General features: G+C 68.9%; 15 protein-coding genes. 7 read left to right on the plus strand and 8 right to left on the minus strand.

Annotation, left to right across the window (positions count from 1 at the left end):
- Positions 1-189: 189 nt before the first annotated feature.
- On the minus strand, positions 190-684 hold the full coding sequence (locus tag ABOD76_RS15525) for a DUF2243 domain-containing protein (RefSeq protein ID WP_350242866.1): 495 nt from the start codon (positions 682-684) through the stop codon (positions 190-192).
- Positions 685-783: 99 nt separating this feature from the next.
- Here ABOD76_RS15525 and ABOD76_RS15530 point away from each other — a divergent pair, with 99 nt between their 5' ends.
- Positions 784-1962 carry a trans-sulfuration enzyme family protein gene (locus ABOD76_RS15530; RefSeq protein ID WP_350242867.1) on the plus strand — a complete coding sequence of 393 codons (1179 nt, stop codon included), beginning with the start codon at positions 784-786 and terminating at the stop codon, positions 1960-1962.
- Positions 1963-1970: 8 nt separating this feature from the next.
- Here the strand turns inward: ABOD76_RS15530 and ABOD76_RS15535 are convergent, their stop codons facing one another.
- Both ABOD76_RS15535 and ABOD76_RS15540 read right to left on the minus strand, forming a co-directional pair.
- Positions 1971-3023, minus strand: coding sequence for a M48 family metallopeptidase (locus tag ABOD76_RS15535; protein WP_350242868.1), 1053 nt, complete (start codon positions 3021-3023; stop codon positions 1971-1973).
- Positions 3023-4147, minus strand: a complete 1125-nt coding sequence (locus ABOD76_RS15540; protein ID WP_350242869.1) for a YjgN family protein — start codon at positions 4145-4147, stop codon at positions 3023-3025. The genes ABOD76_RS15535 and ABOD76_RS15540 overlap by 1 nt, the downstream gene beginning before the upstream one ends.
- Positions 4148-4273: 126 nt before the next feature.
- Between ABOD76_RS15540 and ABOD76_RS15545 the strand changes: the two genes are divergently transcribed.
- Genes ABOD76_RS15545 through ABOD76_RS15565 form a run of 5 tightly spaced genes read left to right on the plus strand, consistent with a single transcriptional unit; the run spans position 4274 to position 8007 of the window.
- Positions 4274-4672: an NUDIX hydrolase gene (locus ABOD76_RS15545; RefSeq protein WP_350242870.1), complete on the plus strand. Its 399-nt coding sequence runs from the start codon at positions 4274-4276 to the stop codon at positions 4670-4672.
- Positions 4673-4711: 39 nt separating this feature from the next.
- Complete coding sequence (locus tag ABOD76_RS15550) at positions 4712-5221, plus strand: gamma carbonic anhydrase family protein (protein ID WP_350242871.1); 510 nt, start codon at positions 4712-4714, stop codon at positions 5219-5221.
- Entirely contained in the window at positions 5218-6102 is an 885-nt protein-coding gene (locus ABOD76_RS15555; protein ID WP_350242872.1) for a hypothetical protein, read from the plus strand. Before ABOD76_RS15550 ends, ABOD76_RS15555 begins: the two co-directional genes overlap by 4 nt.
- A 52-nt stretch (positions 6103-6154) precedes the next feature.
- On the plus strand, positions 6155-7273 hold the full coding sequence (locus ABOD76_RS15560) for an XdhC family protein (protein ID WP_350242873.1): 1119 nt from the start codon (positions 6155-6157) through the stop codon (positions 7271-7273).
- 20 nt (positions 7274-7293) lie between these two features.
- The gene (locus ABOD76_RS15565) at positions 7294-8007 is read left to right on the plus strand and encodes a DUF4388 domain-containing protein (RefSeq protein ID WP_350242874.1); all 714 of its coding nucleotides are present in this window, start codon (positions 7294-7296) and stop codon (positions 8005-8007) included.
- A gap of 60 nt (positions 8008-8067) precedes the next feature.
- On the opposite strand, the gene ABOD76_RS15570 is transcribed toward ABOD76_RS15565, so the two are convergent.
- Positions 8068-9549 (minus strand): hypothetical protein, encoded by a 1482-nt coding sequence (locus ABOD76_RS15570; protein WP_350242875.1) that lies wholly within the window; start codon positions 9547-9549, stop codon positions 8068-8070.
- Between the two features lie 116 nt (positions 9550-9665).
- Between ABOD76_RS15570 and cax the strand changes: the two genes are divergently transcribed.
- The gene (gene cax / locus ABOD76_RS15575; RefSeq protein ID WP_350242876.1) at positions 9666-10814 is read left to right on the plus strand and encodes a calcium/proton exchanger; all 1149 of its coding nucleotides are present in this window, start codon (positions 9666-9668) and stop codon (positions 10812-10814) included.
- Here cax and ABOD76_RS15580 read toward each other — a convergent pair.
- From ABOD76_RS15580 to ABOD76_RS15595, 4 genes are all read right to left on the minus strand, one after another.
- Complete coding sequence (locus ABOD76_RS15580; protein WP_350242877.1) at positions 10807-11364, minus strand: DinB family protein; 558 nt, start codon at positions 11362-11364, stop codon at positions 10807-10809. The genes cax and ABOD76_RS15580 overlap by 8 nt on opposite strands.
- Before the next feature lie 21 nt (positions 11365-11385).
- Complete coding sequence (locus ABOD76_RS15585) at positions 11386-12222, minus strand: 3-hydroxyacyl-CoA dehydrogenase family protein (protein ID WP_350242878.1); 837 nt, start codon at positions 12220-12222, stop codon at positions 11386-11388.
- A 174-nt stretch (positions 12223-12396) separates the two neighbouring features.
- A complete protein-coding gene (locus tag ABOD76_RS15590) occupies positions 12397-12711 on the minus strand; it encodes a YciI family protein (protein WP_350242879.1) in 315 nt (104 codons plus the stop codon).
- Positions 12712-12715: 4 nt separating this feature from the next.
- Positions 12716-13897, minus strand: coding sequence for a thiolase family protein (locus ABOD76_RS15595; RefSeq protein WP_350242880.1), 1182 nt, complete (start codon positions 13895-13897; stop codon positions 12716-12718).
- Positions 13898-13908 lie beyond the last annotated feature (11 nt).

The raw sequence follows: 13908 nt of genomic DNA on the forward strand, positions 1-13908 counted from the left end.
AAAAAAGCCGGGGCACTCGGCCTCCGGGGTTTGATGATAGCACCTCAGAGGATCAGAGACGCTGGGCGAAGGAAGGCGTCAACGGGCAGGCCGCTCTGCCAGGTGGAGGAGCGGACCAGAGCCGCTGAACCGGACCCCCTGTCGCGCCTCGCTCAGCTGTTCCGGCCCAGACCGCTCAGGCCCTCCGGATTAATTCTTTGTCCGCGTGTTCCGCATCAGTGCCCAGCCGATCACCAGCATCACCGCGCCCCACAGCAGGTAGCCCAGGTCGTAGGCGAGCTGGTTCGGCCCCGGCCGAACGTGATGCAGCTGCAGCAGGTGGTGGTCCACCAGCCCTTCGATGTCATTGAACAGGCCCCAGCCGAACAGCAGCGTGCCAATCAGGGCCGAGGTGGGCCAGACCGGATGCCGTCCGCGTGTGCCGCTCCACAGCAGCAGCAGCCCGATCACGGTGAAAATGGCCGCGCCCACGTGGAACAGGCCGTCCCCGAGCGTGTTGATCTTCAGGTTGCGGACGGTGTCGGGCTCGTACTCGCTGCTGACCATGTGATGCCACTGCAGTAGCTGATGCAGCACAATCCCGTCGAAGAACGCGCCCAGGCCCACGCCGAGCAGCACGCCACCCCAGCGCCAGCGCCGGTCCAGCCCAGCCGTTCGGGCGCCCCCCTCTGCCTGTGAAGTCATCTTGCCTGACCTTAACGGGCCGCCACCTGACCTGCCTTCAGCGTCGCTTGAGTGTTCCGGCCGGGTGGACGGTGGTTTTCACGCTCTATGCTGTGCGGCATGAGCAATGCGAACCTGCCCCAGTCCATCACCACCGTCGCGGCCCGTGCGGGCGAACAGAGCGTGCCGAGCGTCAACCAGCCGCTGGTGGAGCCCATCTATCAGTCCACCGTCTACAGCTTTCCGGACCTGGAAGCGCTGGAGGCGAGCATGGCGGGGCAGGAGGGCGGGTACTTCTATTACCGCAACGGCACCCCGAATGCCCAGTCGCTGGAGCGCGCCGTGGCGCAGCTGGAGCGCACCGAGGCGGCGGCCTGCGGGGCCAGCGGCATGGCCGCCATCAGCGCGGCCTTCCTGAGCGTGCTGAAGAGTGGCGACCACGTGGTCACGGACGAGCGGGTGTACGGGGTCAGCTACGCCCTGCTGCGGGACGAGCTGCCGCGCCTGGGCATCGAGGTGAGCTTCGTGGACGCTCTGGACCTGGAGGCGGTGGCGGCCGCCTTCCGGCCCACCACCCGGCTGCTGCACGTCGAAAGCCTGACCAACCCGCTGCTGACAGTGGTGGACGTGCCGGCGCTGGCGCGGCTGGCCCACGAACGCGGGGCCCTGCTGAGCGTGGACAACACCTTTGCCTCGCCCGCCATGTTCCGGCCCGCCGAGCACGGCGCGGACCTGATCACGCACTCGGTCAGCAAGTACCTGAGCGGCCACAGCACGGCGTTCGGAGGCGTGGTGGCGGGCCGCGCTGATCTGGTGGCGGCGGCCCGCCTGAAGCTGATCCGTCTGGGCGGCACCATCAGCGCCTTCGATGCCTGGATGACGATGCAGGGCCTCAAGACGCTGGGGCTGCGGATGCGGGCGCACAGTGGGAACGCGCAGGCGGTGGCCGACGTGCTGCAGAACCACCCCCGGGTGCGGCGGGTCTATCACCCCGGGCTGGAGAGCCACCCACAGTTCAAGCTCGCCCAGGAACTGTACCCGGACGGCTTTGGCGGCATGATGAGCCTGGAGGTGGAGGACGCCTCGCAGTTCGTGCGCCGGCTGGCCGGGCGCATTCCGCTGGCCCCCAGCTTGGCGGACGTGGTGTCCACGCTCTCGCATCCCTGGAGCACCAGCCACCGCGCCCTGCCGGAAGCGGACCGCCGCCGCCTGGACATCACCCCGGAACTGCTGCGCTTCTCGGTGGGCATTGAGGACATCTCGGACCTGCTGACGGACCTGGAGTCCGCGCTGGAGTAGGCCGGCGCCTAGCGTCCGCTTTCCGCCTCAATGGCTTTCAGCTGCGCCACCCGGGCCTCCACGCCCGGATGGCTGGCCAGCAGGTCCAGCACCCGGCTGTGCGTCTTGCTGTCCTCGTCCTGCGCCACCAGCCGCTGCAGAATGTCCTGCAGCGGCCGGGTGGTGCCCCCATGCCGCATCAGCCAGTGCCCGGCGTCTGCGTCGGCCTGGGACTCCATCTGGCGGCTGTACTTGCCCTGGAGCAGCACTGCCGGAATGGCGCCCGCCACGGTGGCGGCGCTGGTCACGTCGCCGGCCACCACCGAGATCATCAGCGTCAGGCCCAGGCCCGAGTACACGCTCTGCATGGCGTGCCGGTGCTTCACGTGACCGAGTTCGTGGGCCAGCACGCCCAGGATCTCCTGATCGCTGTGGGCCAGCCGCACCAGCTGATCGGTCACGAACACGCTTCCGTCCGGCAGGGCGAAGGCGTTGGCGCCCACGTCTCTGCCCCCGTCGCGGAACAGCAGCCGGTAGTGATACGGGCCGCCCGCCTCCGCCGCCAGCTGGCGGAACGCCCGGCTCAGCTGCTGCTGCCGCGCGTGCCCCAGCGTGCTGGGCTGCAGGTACTCATTATCTACCAGCCGCACCGTCTGCCGGTCCAGGCTGGTCAGCACCGGAGGCGGCGTGAGGGCCGCCGCCGCCTTCGCCAGGGCCGGCAGCCCGTAGAGTACGAACAGCACCCCGAACAGCACCACCCCCACCACGCTGAGCAGCGCTGCCTGCCAGCGCGCCTCCAGCCGCTGCACTGCCCACAGCCGCCCGTTCTGATGCAGCCGCCGTTCCAGCTGCGCGATGGCCGCCTGATCGTCCGATTCCAGGCGGGCGCCGCCCGGGAGCCGGATCACGCGCCGCAGCCGGCCCAGCGGCGGCTGCACCTTCAGAGTGCTCAGGGCGTAGCGCTGCTCCTGGCGCTCAGGCCGGACCACCAGCGTCTCGCCGTCCACCGTGGCCTGCGCCGGCTGGGGGCGCGAGCTCAGGCCATCGAAAAAGATCGCCTCGAAGTGCACCGCGTCCGTCATCAGAAGCCCAGGTCGAAGTTGAAGAACTCGCTGGCCGCCTCGCCCAGCGCCGACTCCTGCGGCGTGGCCGCCGCCTGGAAGTCGTCCAGGCTGGCGATGGTCTGCACCTGCAGGTGGGCCATCAGGTAGCGGGTCCGGCGGATGGCGGCCCAGGGGGTGGCGAGTCCCAGTGTGATCAGCTGCACCGCCACGTTCGACACGTTAATCCAGGCCAGCCGCACCGGATTCAGGCTGGTCTGCAGGCGCAGGGTGCGGCCCAGGTACAGGTCCTGCAGGCTGTAGCGCAGCAGCGCGGCCCGCAGATACTGCCCGACCGAGGCGTACAGCAGCAGCAGCAGCACATACGCGATCACGCCCAGAATGATGAACAGCACCACGCTGTCCTCCGGACCCCCGTTCGGGAACCAGTCGTCCAACCGTCCGAGGCCGCCGGCAGCCACCACGCCCACCAGCGCCAGCACCCCCACCACCACGCTGGCCGCGATCATCACCGCCACCGCCGTCAGAAAGATGGTGTACACCACGCCCACGTCCTTGTTGAACTCGGCGCGGGTGGTGCCGTAGGCCACGTGCGTCAGCAGGTAGCGGCGCTGCATCCACACCGCCAGCGGGAAGGTCAGGCCCAGCGAGAACGGCACCGAGAGCATGATCAGCAGGTACGCCACGTAGGCGCCGCCCGGCCGGCCCACAAACTGAAAGCTCAGCCCCCGGTGGATGGTGTTGGCGGCATTGAAGCGCAGCGAGCGGTAGAGCAGGAAGGGGTACAGCGCGAAAAACAGCAGCCCCAGCAGCCCGGTGATCCACCAGTAGTCCTGGAACTGTTGCGAGATGGAGTAGGCCGCGAACAGCACCCCCACCAGCAGATACCCGCGCAGCAGAGCGACCGGGTTGGCGGTGTACTCGAAGTTCTGGCCGTCCAGCCAGGTGTGGCCGTAGAAATACTGCCGGGTCCGCACCCGCGCCCACGGCAGGTAGATGCCCAGCGTCACCACGCTCAGCAGCACGTTGACGATCCACAGGCGAAAATACTCGCCCGGCTCGCCCGTGAACTGCACCGGGTAGGTGGTGACGGGCGGCGCCGCTGCCTCAGCGGGCGTCACATCGGAAGGGGAAGCCTCGGCCATGCCTGACATGGTAGGGCCTGGACGTCTCATGCCGGCCACAGATTTGGGCGGCCGCGCCGCCGCGAGGATGGGGCTGGCGGGGGTACGGCTGGGTGCCCTGATGAGGCCTGCTTTATACTGACGGCCATGACGAGCCCTCCTGAGCAGGCGGTTCCGGGCGCGGGCGGCGTGGTGCTCAACCGGGCGGGGCAGGTGCTGCTGGTTCGCTACCGCAGCGGCGGCTGGGCCTTTCCCAAGGGCCACATCGAGCCGGGCGAGACGCTGGAGCAGACGGCCGAGCGCGAGGTGCACGAGGAAGGCGGCGTGCACGCGAGCATCATCCGGCCGCTGAGCACAACCCGCTACACCAACAGCCGGGGCGAACCGCGGGCCATTCACTGGTTCCTGATGAGCACCGAAGCGCAGGAGGTGCAGCTGGAGGACACCTTCGGCGAGGGGGGATTCTTCGGGCCGGAGCAGGCGCTGGGAATGCTAAGCTACCCGCACGATCAAGAGCTGCTCCGTGAAGCCCTCGCCGCGTCCTGAACCTCACCCTGCCCCCAGTTCCGAGCCCGGAGGACCGAGATGCCGTCGTACGCCCTGAATGGGGTCGCCCCCGAAGTAGACCCCACTGCGTTCCTGGCCCCCAGCGCCGACCTGATCGGCCGGGTGACGGTGGGCGCGCAGGCCAGCGTGTGGTTCGGTGCGGTGCTGCGCGGTGACACCGAACGCATCACGGTGGGCGACGGCAGCAACGTGCAGGACGGGGCCGTGCTGCATGCCGACCCCGGCTTTCCCTGCGTCCTGGAGCCGGGCGTGACGGTGGGGCACCGGGCCGTGGTGCACGGCGCCATCTGCGAGGCGGGCAGTCTGGTGGGCATGGGCGCCGTGCTGCTCAACGGCAGTCGCCTGGGGGCCGGCGCCGTGCTGGGCGCCGGTGCGCTGCTGCCGGAAGGTCAGGCGGTGCCGGCCGGGATGCTGGCCGTGGGCGTGCCGGCGCGGGTGGTCCGCCCGGTGATGCTGGAAGGCCACGCCGAGCGGTACGTGCAGAACGGCCGGCGGTACCGGGGCGGCCTGAGCGGAGTCGGATCGTGAGCAGCGGCGAGACGCCCCGGCACAAGCTGCCCCCCGGATCGGACGAGCCGCTGGACGGCCAGCCGTTCCCCGACAGCCTGGACCCGGAGGATGAGGGCGGAGACTCGATGCTGGTGATTCCGGAGCTGAGCGCGATGTTTCCGGGCGTCACGCCGTTCCTGCCGCGCTTTCTGCCGCAGGTGCCGCCCACCTTCATGGGCCTCACCCAGGGCTTCTGCAACCTCCACGACTTCCTGCGCCACCTGCACGATCTGGGCTGGTACGGCTACCTGCACGCCCAGCTGGCGGATCAGGCCGCCTACGTGCTGGTGTACGAGGGCCGTACGGTCGCGGCGGCCACCATCACCAGCACCGGCGAACAGGCGCTGGGTGAGCTGCTGCACCTCTACGAGCAGGGCGCCCCGCTCAACGCCTACGCGCTGCCGTCGCATCTGGCGCACATCCTGTCGGGGGTGGGCAGCCGCGCGTGGAAGTTCAATCTGACCGAGGACTTCACCGGCCTGCATGCCCGCCCCAGGGGCGCCATCTTCTACTCGCGCGGCGAGATCGTGGCCACCATGCCGTGCGGCATGTCGTATGAGGGCGCGTTTCCGGCACCGCTGCGCCCTCAGACGCTGATCCTGCCGCGCAGCCTGGCCGGCTGGGCGCACCACCAGTACAGCCTGACGCTGCGGGGCCGCGACGCGCTCAACGCCATCACCACGGTGCACCAGAGTTTCCGCAGCCAGCACGGCGGGGTCGGCCTGTCGTTCCTGCGGGCCATCGCGGACCGGCAGACGCCCGCCGAGTACGCCATGCGCTCGGACGTGGCCCTGCACGACCTGGAACCGATGCTGCAGGAGTTCCTGCGAACCGGCGTGGTCAAGGAGCAGGCCGGCTGAAGGTGAGGGTCGGCGTGATCTGCCGTCCGGAGGCACGCTACACTCCACCCACATGAACGCTGCAGAAACCCGGACGCTGCTGGCCGCGCTGGACGCCGCCCTGGCACGCGGTCAGCGCGCGGCCATCGCCACTGTGGTGCAGGTCTGGGGCAGCGCCTACCGTCGCGAGGGCACCCGCATGCTGGTGCTGGACGACGGCGCGCAGGTGTGCATGCTCTCGGGCGGCTGCCTGGAGGCCGAGGTGGTGGAGGCCGCGCTGGAGGTGATTGCCAGCGGGGAGGCGCGGGTGGTGCATTACGACCTGACCGAGGACGCCACCTGGGGCCTGGGCCTGGGCTGCGGCGGCAGCGTGGACGTGCGGATCGAGCGGGTGGACCCGGACGACGAGGTGACGCGCGGATGGCTGACTGCCCTGAGGTCCGGGCAGGCGGCGGCCCTGGTGCAGCCGCTGGAGGGGCCGGGCCGCCTGCTGCTGGTACCGGACGCGGCAGGAGAGGTGCAGGTGAGCGGGCAGCTGCCCGGCGGCACGCCGCCCGAGGTCCTGACGCTGGCGCAGGCGCGGCTGGCCGCCCGTGAACCGCGCGCCGCCCGCGCCGAGCTGCCGGACGGGCAGGCGCTGTTCATTGACCTGAACGCGCCGGCCCCGGAGTTGCTGATCTACGGTGCGGGCCATGACGCGGTGCCGCTCAGCGCGCAGGCGGTGGCGCTGGGCTATCAGGTGACGGTGGTGGACGCGCGCGCTGCGTTCCTGACGCCTGGGCGCTTTCCCGGCGCCCGCCTGCAGCTGCTGGCGACCGATCAGCTGGACGCCCTGAGCGTGTCGCCGCGCACCCAGGCGGTCATCATGAACCACCACCTGGACCGGGACCGGGAGTGCCTGTGGCACGCCCTGGGCAGCCCTGCGGCCTACGTGGGGGTGCTAGGGCCGCGCAGCCGCACGCAGGGCCTGCTGGACACCCTGGAGGGTGAGGGCCACGTCTGCACGCCGGAGCAGCTGGAGCGCCTGCACAGTCCGGTGGGGCTGGGCATCGGTGCCGAGGCCCCGGAGGAGGTGGCGCTGAGCATCCTGGCCGAGCTGATGGCGTGGCGCCGGGGCGGCAGTGGCCGGCCGCTCAACGGCCTGGAGGGCCGGATCCATCAGCCCCAGATGGGCGAAGCGCTGACATATTAAAAGCTGCTACCTTGTGCGGCATGCAGGGTCTTTTTTATGATGCGCCGCTCATCGGGGTAATGGAGCTGCTGCATGTCAGCCGGCAGACCGGTCTGCTGGTGGCCGACGCCGAAATTCCCTTCAACGTCTCGTTCGTGCAGGGCGAGGTGGTGGACGGCGGCATCCTGGACTGGCTCGGTCTGGACGCCATCTATGCCAGTCCGCTGCTGCCGGAGCAGGGCAGCTTCAGCTTCTCGGTGCAGGAAATGCAGGGTGTGCCGCTGGCTGCCTATGACAAAATCACCGCCGACTGGGCCCGCTACAGCGACGAATGGTCGCAGCTGTGCCAGGTGATCGGCAGCCCCAGCGCTGTGTTCACCGGCGACCTGCCCCTCTTCGACACCCCGGAGGGCAAGAGCGTGCGGGTGGTCGCCCGCAGCACCCACATGCCGCTGTTCGAGGTGGCCGAGCGGGTGGCCGAGGGGGTGGAAAACGGCAAGCTGACGCGACTGGACACCTACGCCTGGTTTGCGCTGCGGCTGAAGCATCAGGTGGGCAGCGGCCGTGGCGGGCGGGTGGCGGCGGCGCTGGACGGCGAGCGCACGCTGGGCGAACTGGTGGCGCAGGGCTACAGCGCGGCCGAACTGCGCGCCTACATGCTGGACGAGATCAAGTTCGGACTGCGCTTTCCCGGCACCGGCTGGGTGCTGCGCGACCTGCTGTGGGAGCGGCAGTTCCAAGAGCAGAACAAGTAGAGGAGGGGTGCGGGCGGGAGACGGACCAGTCGTGAGGTCCGTCTCCCGCCCACGTTTTCCTCAGCTGGTCCGGACCGTTCGGACGAAAGCCTGCCTCTGCCGGTAGGGCCAGACCAGCAGGGCCACCACCCCCACGCCAAGCAGGGTCAACAGCAATCCGGCATGGCCCACCGCCAGAAAACTCAGCGGGGAGAGGGCCGTCAGCAGCAGCGGCAGCAGATATGTCCGGCCCAGCGCCAGCCAGGCCAGCAGCAGCCCCAGCAGCGTCCCCATTAGTTCTGCGGGCAGCGGCGGCAGATAGCTGTTGAGCACCCCACCCAGCGCGAAGCCAAGCCCCAGCGCCACGATCGCCACCGCCAGTCGCCCCGCTCCCAGCGCGAATCGCCGGGTGTGGCTCCAGAGCAGCAGCAGAACAGCGCCCAGCAGCACGGCCAGCGGGGCGAACAGGTGCAGCTTGGCCAGCGTCTCGCGCAGTGACCCCTGGGCGAACACGACGGCCACGTTCTGTGCCGTGATGGCCTCGTTCAGCTGCCAGCGCAGCGTCTGGGTGCTGCTGAAGGGGGTGGTCTGCAGGCTGGTGGGGTACAGGCTGTAGCGCTGAAAGCGGGCCGGGGCGTCGGTCCTGACCGTCAGGTCCAGGTGCTGCACCGGCTCCCGGCGCTGCGCGAGGCCGTAACTCCACCCCCGCGACCCCTGATGCTGATAGGCCACCTGAACCCGCACGGCGGCGCCGGCCGGTACCTGACCTTCCCACACGCTGCCCTCGCTCAGGTCGCTGGGGCGGTAGGTCTGGCCGTTCACGGTCATGAGAAACCCGCTGAGGGTGCCGCTCCCGACCGGCAGCGGAAAGGCGAAGCGCACGGTGGCCGGGGTGCTGAGCGGATTGGTAAACGCGTATTCGGCAGTGAAGGTGGCGTTGTAATGACTCTGGCGGCCCCCCTGCGCCGCGCCGACGAACTTCAGGTCCGCAACCACCCGGCTCGAATCCAGCCGGATGTACTCCTGCACCTGCTGGGTGGCCTCGCGGCTGAACACCACGGTGTTGCCGCTGCGACTGAAGCGGTCGCGCAGCCGGATGATGGTGTCGCTGCTGGGGTCCTGCAGATAGGGGGCCAGCACCTGCACGCCCTCGGTGCCCACCCGCCTCAGCAGGTCCGGCGGCAGGGTGAGGGTGCGGGTGTAGGTCCGCTCGGTCAGGTACGTCACCACGGGCGCCTGCTGCACCGTCTCGCTGGTCTCGGGGTCAGCGGTATTGGCGTAATGGGCGTTCACCTGGGCGCCCAGCTGCAGGTCCACGCTGCGGCGCACCACGTCCAGGCCCAGCACGGTCACGCCCAGGGCCAGCGCGGCCAGCAGCCAGCTGCCCAGGCGCGGCACGTGCTGCACCGCCGCCGCGAGCGTCCGTTCGAACCGGCCCCGGTCAAGCAGACCGATCAGCAGCAGGGCCACCAGCACGGCGCCCAGCAGCAGGCCCAGCGGAAGCAGCAGATGGAGCAGGGCCTGGATGGAAGACAGGAGCAGGGAGAGGGCCGTCTGTACCATGATGCCTCCGGATCAGGGCAGACCCCGATACACCTATGAGTATCGTACTCACCTGAGCAAAATCGCAAGACATCGTCCCCGGCGCTTCCGGCAGTCGCGGGCTATACACTCCGCTCATGTGGATGAATGTGCTGCTGGGCTTTATTCCGATCAGCCTGCTGCTGGAATACGTGTTCCACTCGCCACCGCTCTGGGTGTTTGTCACCGCCACCATCGCCATCATTCCGCTGGCCGACTGGCTGAGAAAGGCCACCGAACAGGTGGCGGCGCGCGCCGGGCAGACCATCGGCGGGCTGCTGAATGTGACGTTCGGCAATCTCGCCGAGCTGATCATCGCCATCTTCGTGCTGATCGGCGGCAACAGCACGGTGGTCAAGGCGCAGATCACCGGCAGCATCATCGGCAACGCGCTGCTGGGGCTGGGGCTGGCCATCCTGATCGGCAGCCTGGGCCGCTCTGACCAGCGCTTCAGCCGCCAGAACGCCGGCCAGCTGAACAGCATGCTGTTCCTGGTGGTGATCGCGCTGGTGCTGCCGGCGCTGTTCGATTACACCGAGCAGCTGCCGGGGTTCGCGGCGGCCAGCTCAGCGGCACGCACCAACCTGGACGAGCACCTGAGCCTGGGCGTGGCCATCGTGCTGATCCTGGTGTACGCGCTGAATCTGGTCTACACACTGGTGACGCACAGGGACGCCTTCGCGCTGGAAGGCGAGGATGAGGGCCACAGTGGTCCGCTGTGGCCCCTCTGGAAGGCGATGGCCGTGCTGGTCGGCGGCACGGCCCTGATCGCCCTGGAATCCGAGATGCTGTCAGGAGCGCTGGAGGCGACCAGCACCACCCTGGGCCTGAGCCCCTTCTTTCTGGGCATCATTGTGCTGGCGGTGGTGGGCAACTTCGCCGAGTACATCGCGGGCAGCTACTTCGCGCGGCAGGGCAAGATCGGGCTGGCCATCAACATCGCGGTCGGCGCCACCATTCAGGTGGCGCTCTTCACGGCGCCGCTGCTGGTGATCCTGTCGTACCTGATCGGGAAGCCGATGAACCTGGTGTTTTCCAGCCCGCTGGAACTGGTGGCCATCGTGGCGGTGGCGCTCACCGTGACCACCGTGACCAAGGACGGCGAGGCCACGTGGTTCGAGGGCGTGCTGCTGCTGGCCGTGTACCTGCTGCTGGCGCTGTCTTTCTACTTCGTGACGCCGGGGGCCGAGGAAGGCCAGACGCCCGCCCCGGCAGCGGTGGTGCAGATGCTGCGCCCGCTCAGCTGACCGGCGGGGTCTGGAGGGCGAGCGCCTTGCGGAGAATCCGGATCTGCCCGCGGTGGCTCAGCTCGTCCTCCATCACATGGAACCAGGCCCAGTGCTGGTTCATGTCGTCGAAGCCGGGCGCGGTGAGCAGGGTGGTCAGCCAGTCATCGTCGTGCTCGGCCAGCTGCCGCAGGGTTTCGGCCCGGGTGGCGTCCAGTTCGGCCAGCAGGTCGTCCAGGGTGCGGCCCCGCACGGGCTCGCCCTTCCAGCCGAAGGTCATCGCCCCCACATAGGGTGCATAGTCGTCCGCCTCAAAGCAGGAGCGGCCCTCGAAGCTGGCCGCCTGATACAGCCGGTCGGTGGCCGCCATATGCGCCAGCAGCATGCCGATGGAATTCGAGAAACCGGGCGGAAGGGCGTCCAGCTCCTGAACGCTCAGCCCCTCCACGGCCTCGCGGGTGGTGAGCCGCGCGTAGTGCATCATCCCGACCAGCACGCTGATCTGTGGGGTGAAGCCGGGCCGGGGCCCCAGGCGACAGGCGTCCTGCCATTCCGCTGCTTCAATGGGCATGCCTGACTGTACCCGACCTGCTCAGTAGCGGTAGAAGCCCTGCCCGCTCTTGCGGCCCAGCAGCCCCGCCTGCACCATCTTGCGCAGCAGGGGAGACGGCCGGTACTTGTCGTCGCCCAGGCCCCGGTGCAGCACCTCCATGATGCTCAGGCAGGTGTCCAGGCCAATGAAGTCGGCCAGCGTGAGCGGCCCCATCGGGTGGTTCATGCCGAGTTTCATGATGCCGTCGATGGCTTCCGGCTCCGCCACCCCCTCCATCACGCACTGGATGGCCTCGTTGAGCATCGGCATCAGGATGCGGTTGCTCACGAAGCCGGGAAAGTCGTTGCACGAGAGCGGCGTCTTGCCCATCCGCTCGGCCGTCTCGGTCACGAACTGCGCGGTGGCGTCGCTGGTCTGATACCCCCGGATCACCTCGACGAGCTGCATCAGCGGCACTGGATTCATGAAATGCATCCCGATGAAGCGCTCCGGCCGGCCGCTGGCGGTGGCCAGCGACGTGATGGGGATGCTGCTGGTATTGCTGGCCAGGATGCCGTCCGGCTTCACGACCTCGCCCAGCTGACGGAACAGCCCGGCCTTGACCTGCTGGTTCTCGACGATGGCCTCCACCACCAGGTCGCAGCCCGCGAAGGCCGTCAGCTCGGTGGTGAAGCGGATGCGGCCCAGGATCTCGTCCGGGGTGCTGCTCAGCCGGCCTTTCTCGTGCAGCTTGCTCAGCGACTTCTGGATGGTGGCCCGGCCCCGGTCCAGGAATTCCTGCTGCACGTCCTGCACCGTCACGTCAAAGCCGCTCTGCGCGGCCACCTGGGCAATGCCGCCGCCCATCTGTCCTGCTCCGATAACACCAAAATGCATAGATTGACTCCTTGAAAGCTCAGGCTGGCCAGCGGAAAGAGAAACTGCGCCCAGTCTTCCAGCCCCGCAATTCAGCCTGAGTTCAGGCGCGGATTCACCAGTCTGCTCTAAGAGCCCTCGACTGGAACCGGTATGCTTCTGAAGCCTTGGAGCCTGGGTCCGAGACGCTGACTCTTACTCCACCAGCGGCACGCCTTCAATCTCGATGCCCCGGCCGCGTTTGACCGGGGTAAACGGGGTGTAGCTGTACTCGGAGCAGCCCTCCTGCACAAAGGGGTCCTGCTCGAACACCGCTTCCAGCTCCGTCTGGCTTTCAGCTCGCGCCAGGATGATCCCGCCCTGCCCGCTCAGCTGACGTCCCGACACCAGAAACAGCCCGGAGCGGTAGTGCTGGTCCAGCCACTCGCGGTGGCGCGGCGTGACGGCCGCCACTTCATCCGGGCTTTTCAGGTACTGGCTGACGATCATCCAGAGGGTCGGTGCGTTCATGGCCTCAGCTTAACCGCCGCACGGCCATGGCCAGGCCGTTGCCGCCGCCCATGCACAGGGTCGCGACGCCAATTTCCTTCTCCTGCTGCCGCAGCGCGTGCAGCAGCGTGACCAGAATGCGCGCGCCGCTGGCCCCGATCGGATGGCCCAGCGCCACCGCGCCGCCGTTCACGTTCACCCGCGCCGGGTCCAGGCCCAGTTCCTGCGTCACGGCCAGGCTCTGCACGCTGAAAGCCTCATTCAGCTCCCACAGGTCCACGTCGCCCACCTGCCAGCCGAGCTGCTGCATCAGCTTCTGGGTGGCCGGCACCGGCGTCATCATCACCCACTCCGGCGCGAGGCCGCCGCTGGCGTAGCCCACCACCTCGGCCAGCGGGGTCAGGCCGTGCGCCTGGGCCAGCGCCTCGCTCATCACCAGCACGCTGGCCGCGCCGTCGTTCAGGCCCGGCGCGTTGCCGGCCGTCACAGTGCCGCCCTCGCGGAAGGCGGGCTTCAGCCGCCCCAGCGTTTCCATGCTGCTGTCCTGGCGCGGTCCCTCATCGGTGTCCACCACCGTGTCGCCCTTGCGGCCCTTCACCGTCACCGGCACGATCTCGTCCTGAAAGCGCCCGGCCTGCTGGGCAGCCACGGCGCGGCGGTGGCTCTCCACGGCGTACTGGTCCTGGGCCTCCCGGCTGGTGCCGTACTTCTCGGCCACCCGCTCGCCGGTTAGGCCCATGCCCTCCTCGTTGATGCTGCACCACAGGCCGTCCAGGGTGTTGGCGTCCAGCACCTGCCCGTGCCCCATCCGCAGCCCCTTGCGGGCGCCCGGCAGCAGGTACGGCGAGTTGCTCATGCTCTCCATGCCGCCGGCCAGCACCGCCTGCTGGTCGCCGGCCCGAATGCTCTGTGCGGCCAGGATCACCGCCTTGAGGCCACTGCCGCACACCTTGTTGACGGTGAGGGCGCCCGCCGCGTTCGGCACGCCGGCCCGGATGGCCGCCTGACGCGCCGGGTTCTGCCCGCTGCCCGCCTGCACCACCTGCCCCATGATCACCTCGTCGATCAGGTCGGCCGGAACGCCGCTGCGCCTCAGGGTTTCCTGCAGCGTGATGCTGCCGAGTTCTACCGCTTTCACGTCCTGCAGGCTGCCCAGAAACTTGCCGGTGGGCGTCCGGCTGGCCGCCACAATCACTGCCTTGTCCATACCGCGAGTCT

This window comes from Deinococcus sonorensis KR-87, assembly GCF_040256395.1.
GTDB classification, from domain to species: Bacteria; Deinococcota; Deinococci; order Deinococcales; family Deinococcaceae; genus Deinococcus; species Deinococcus sonorensis.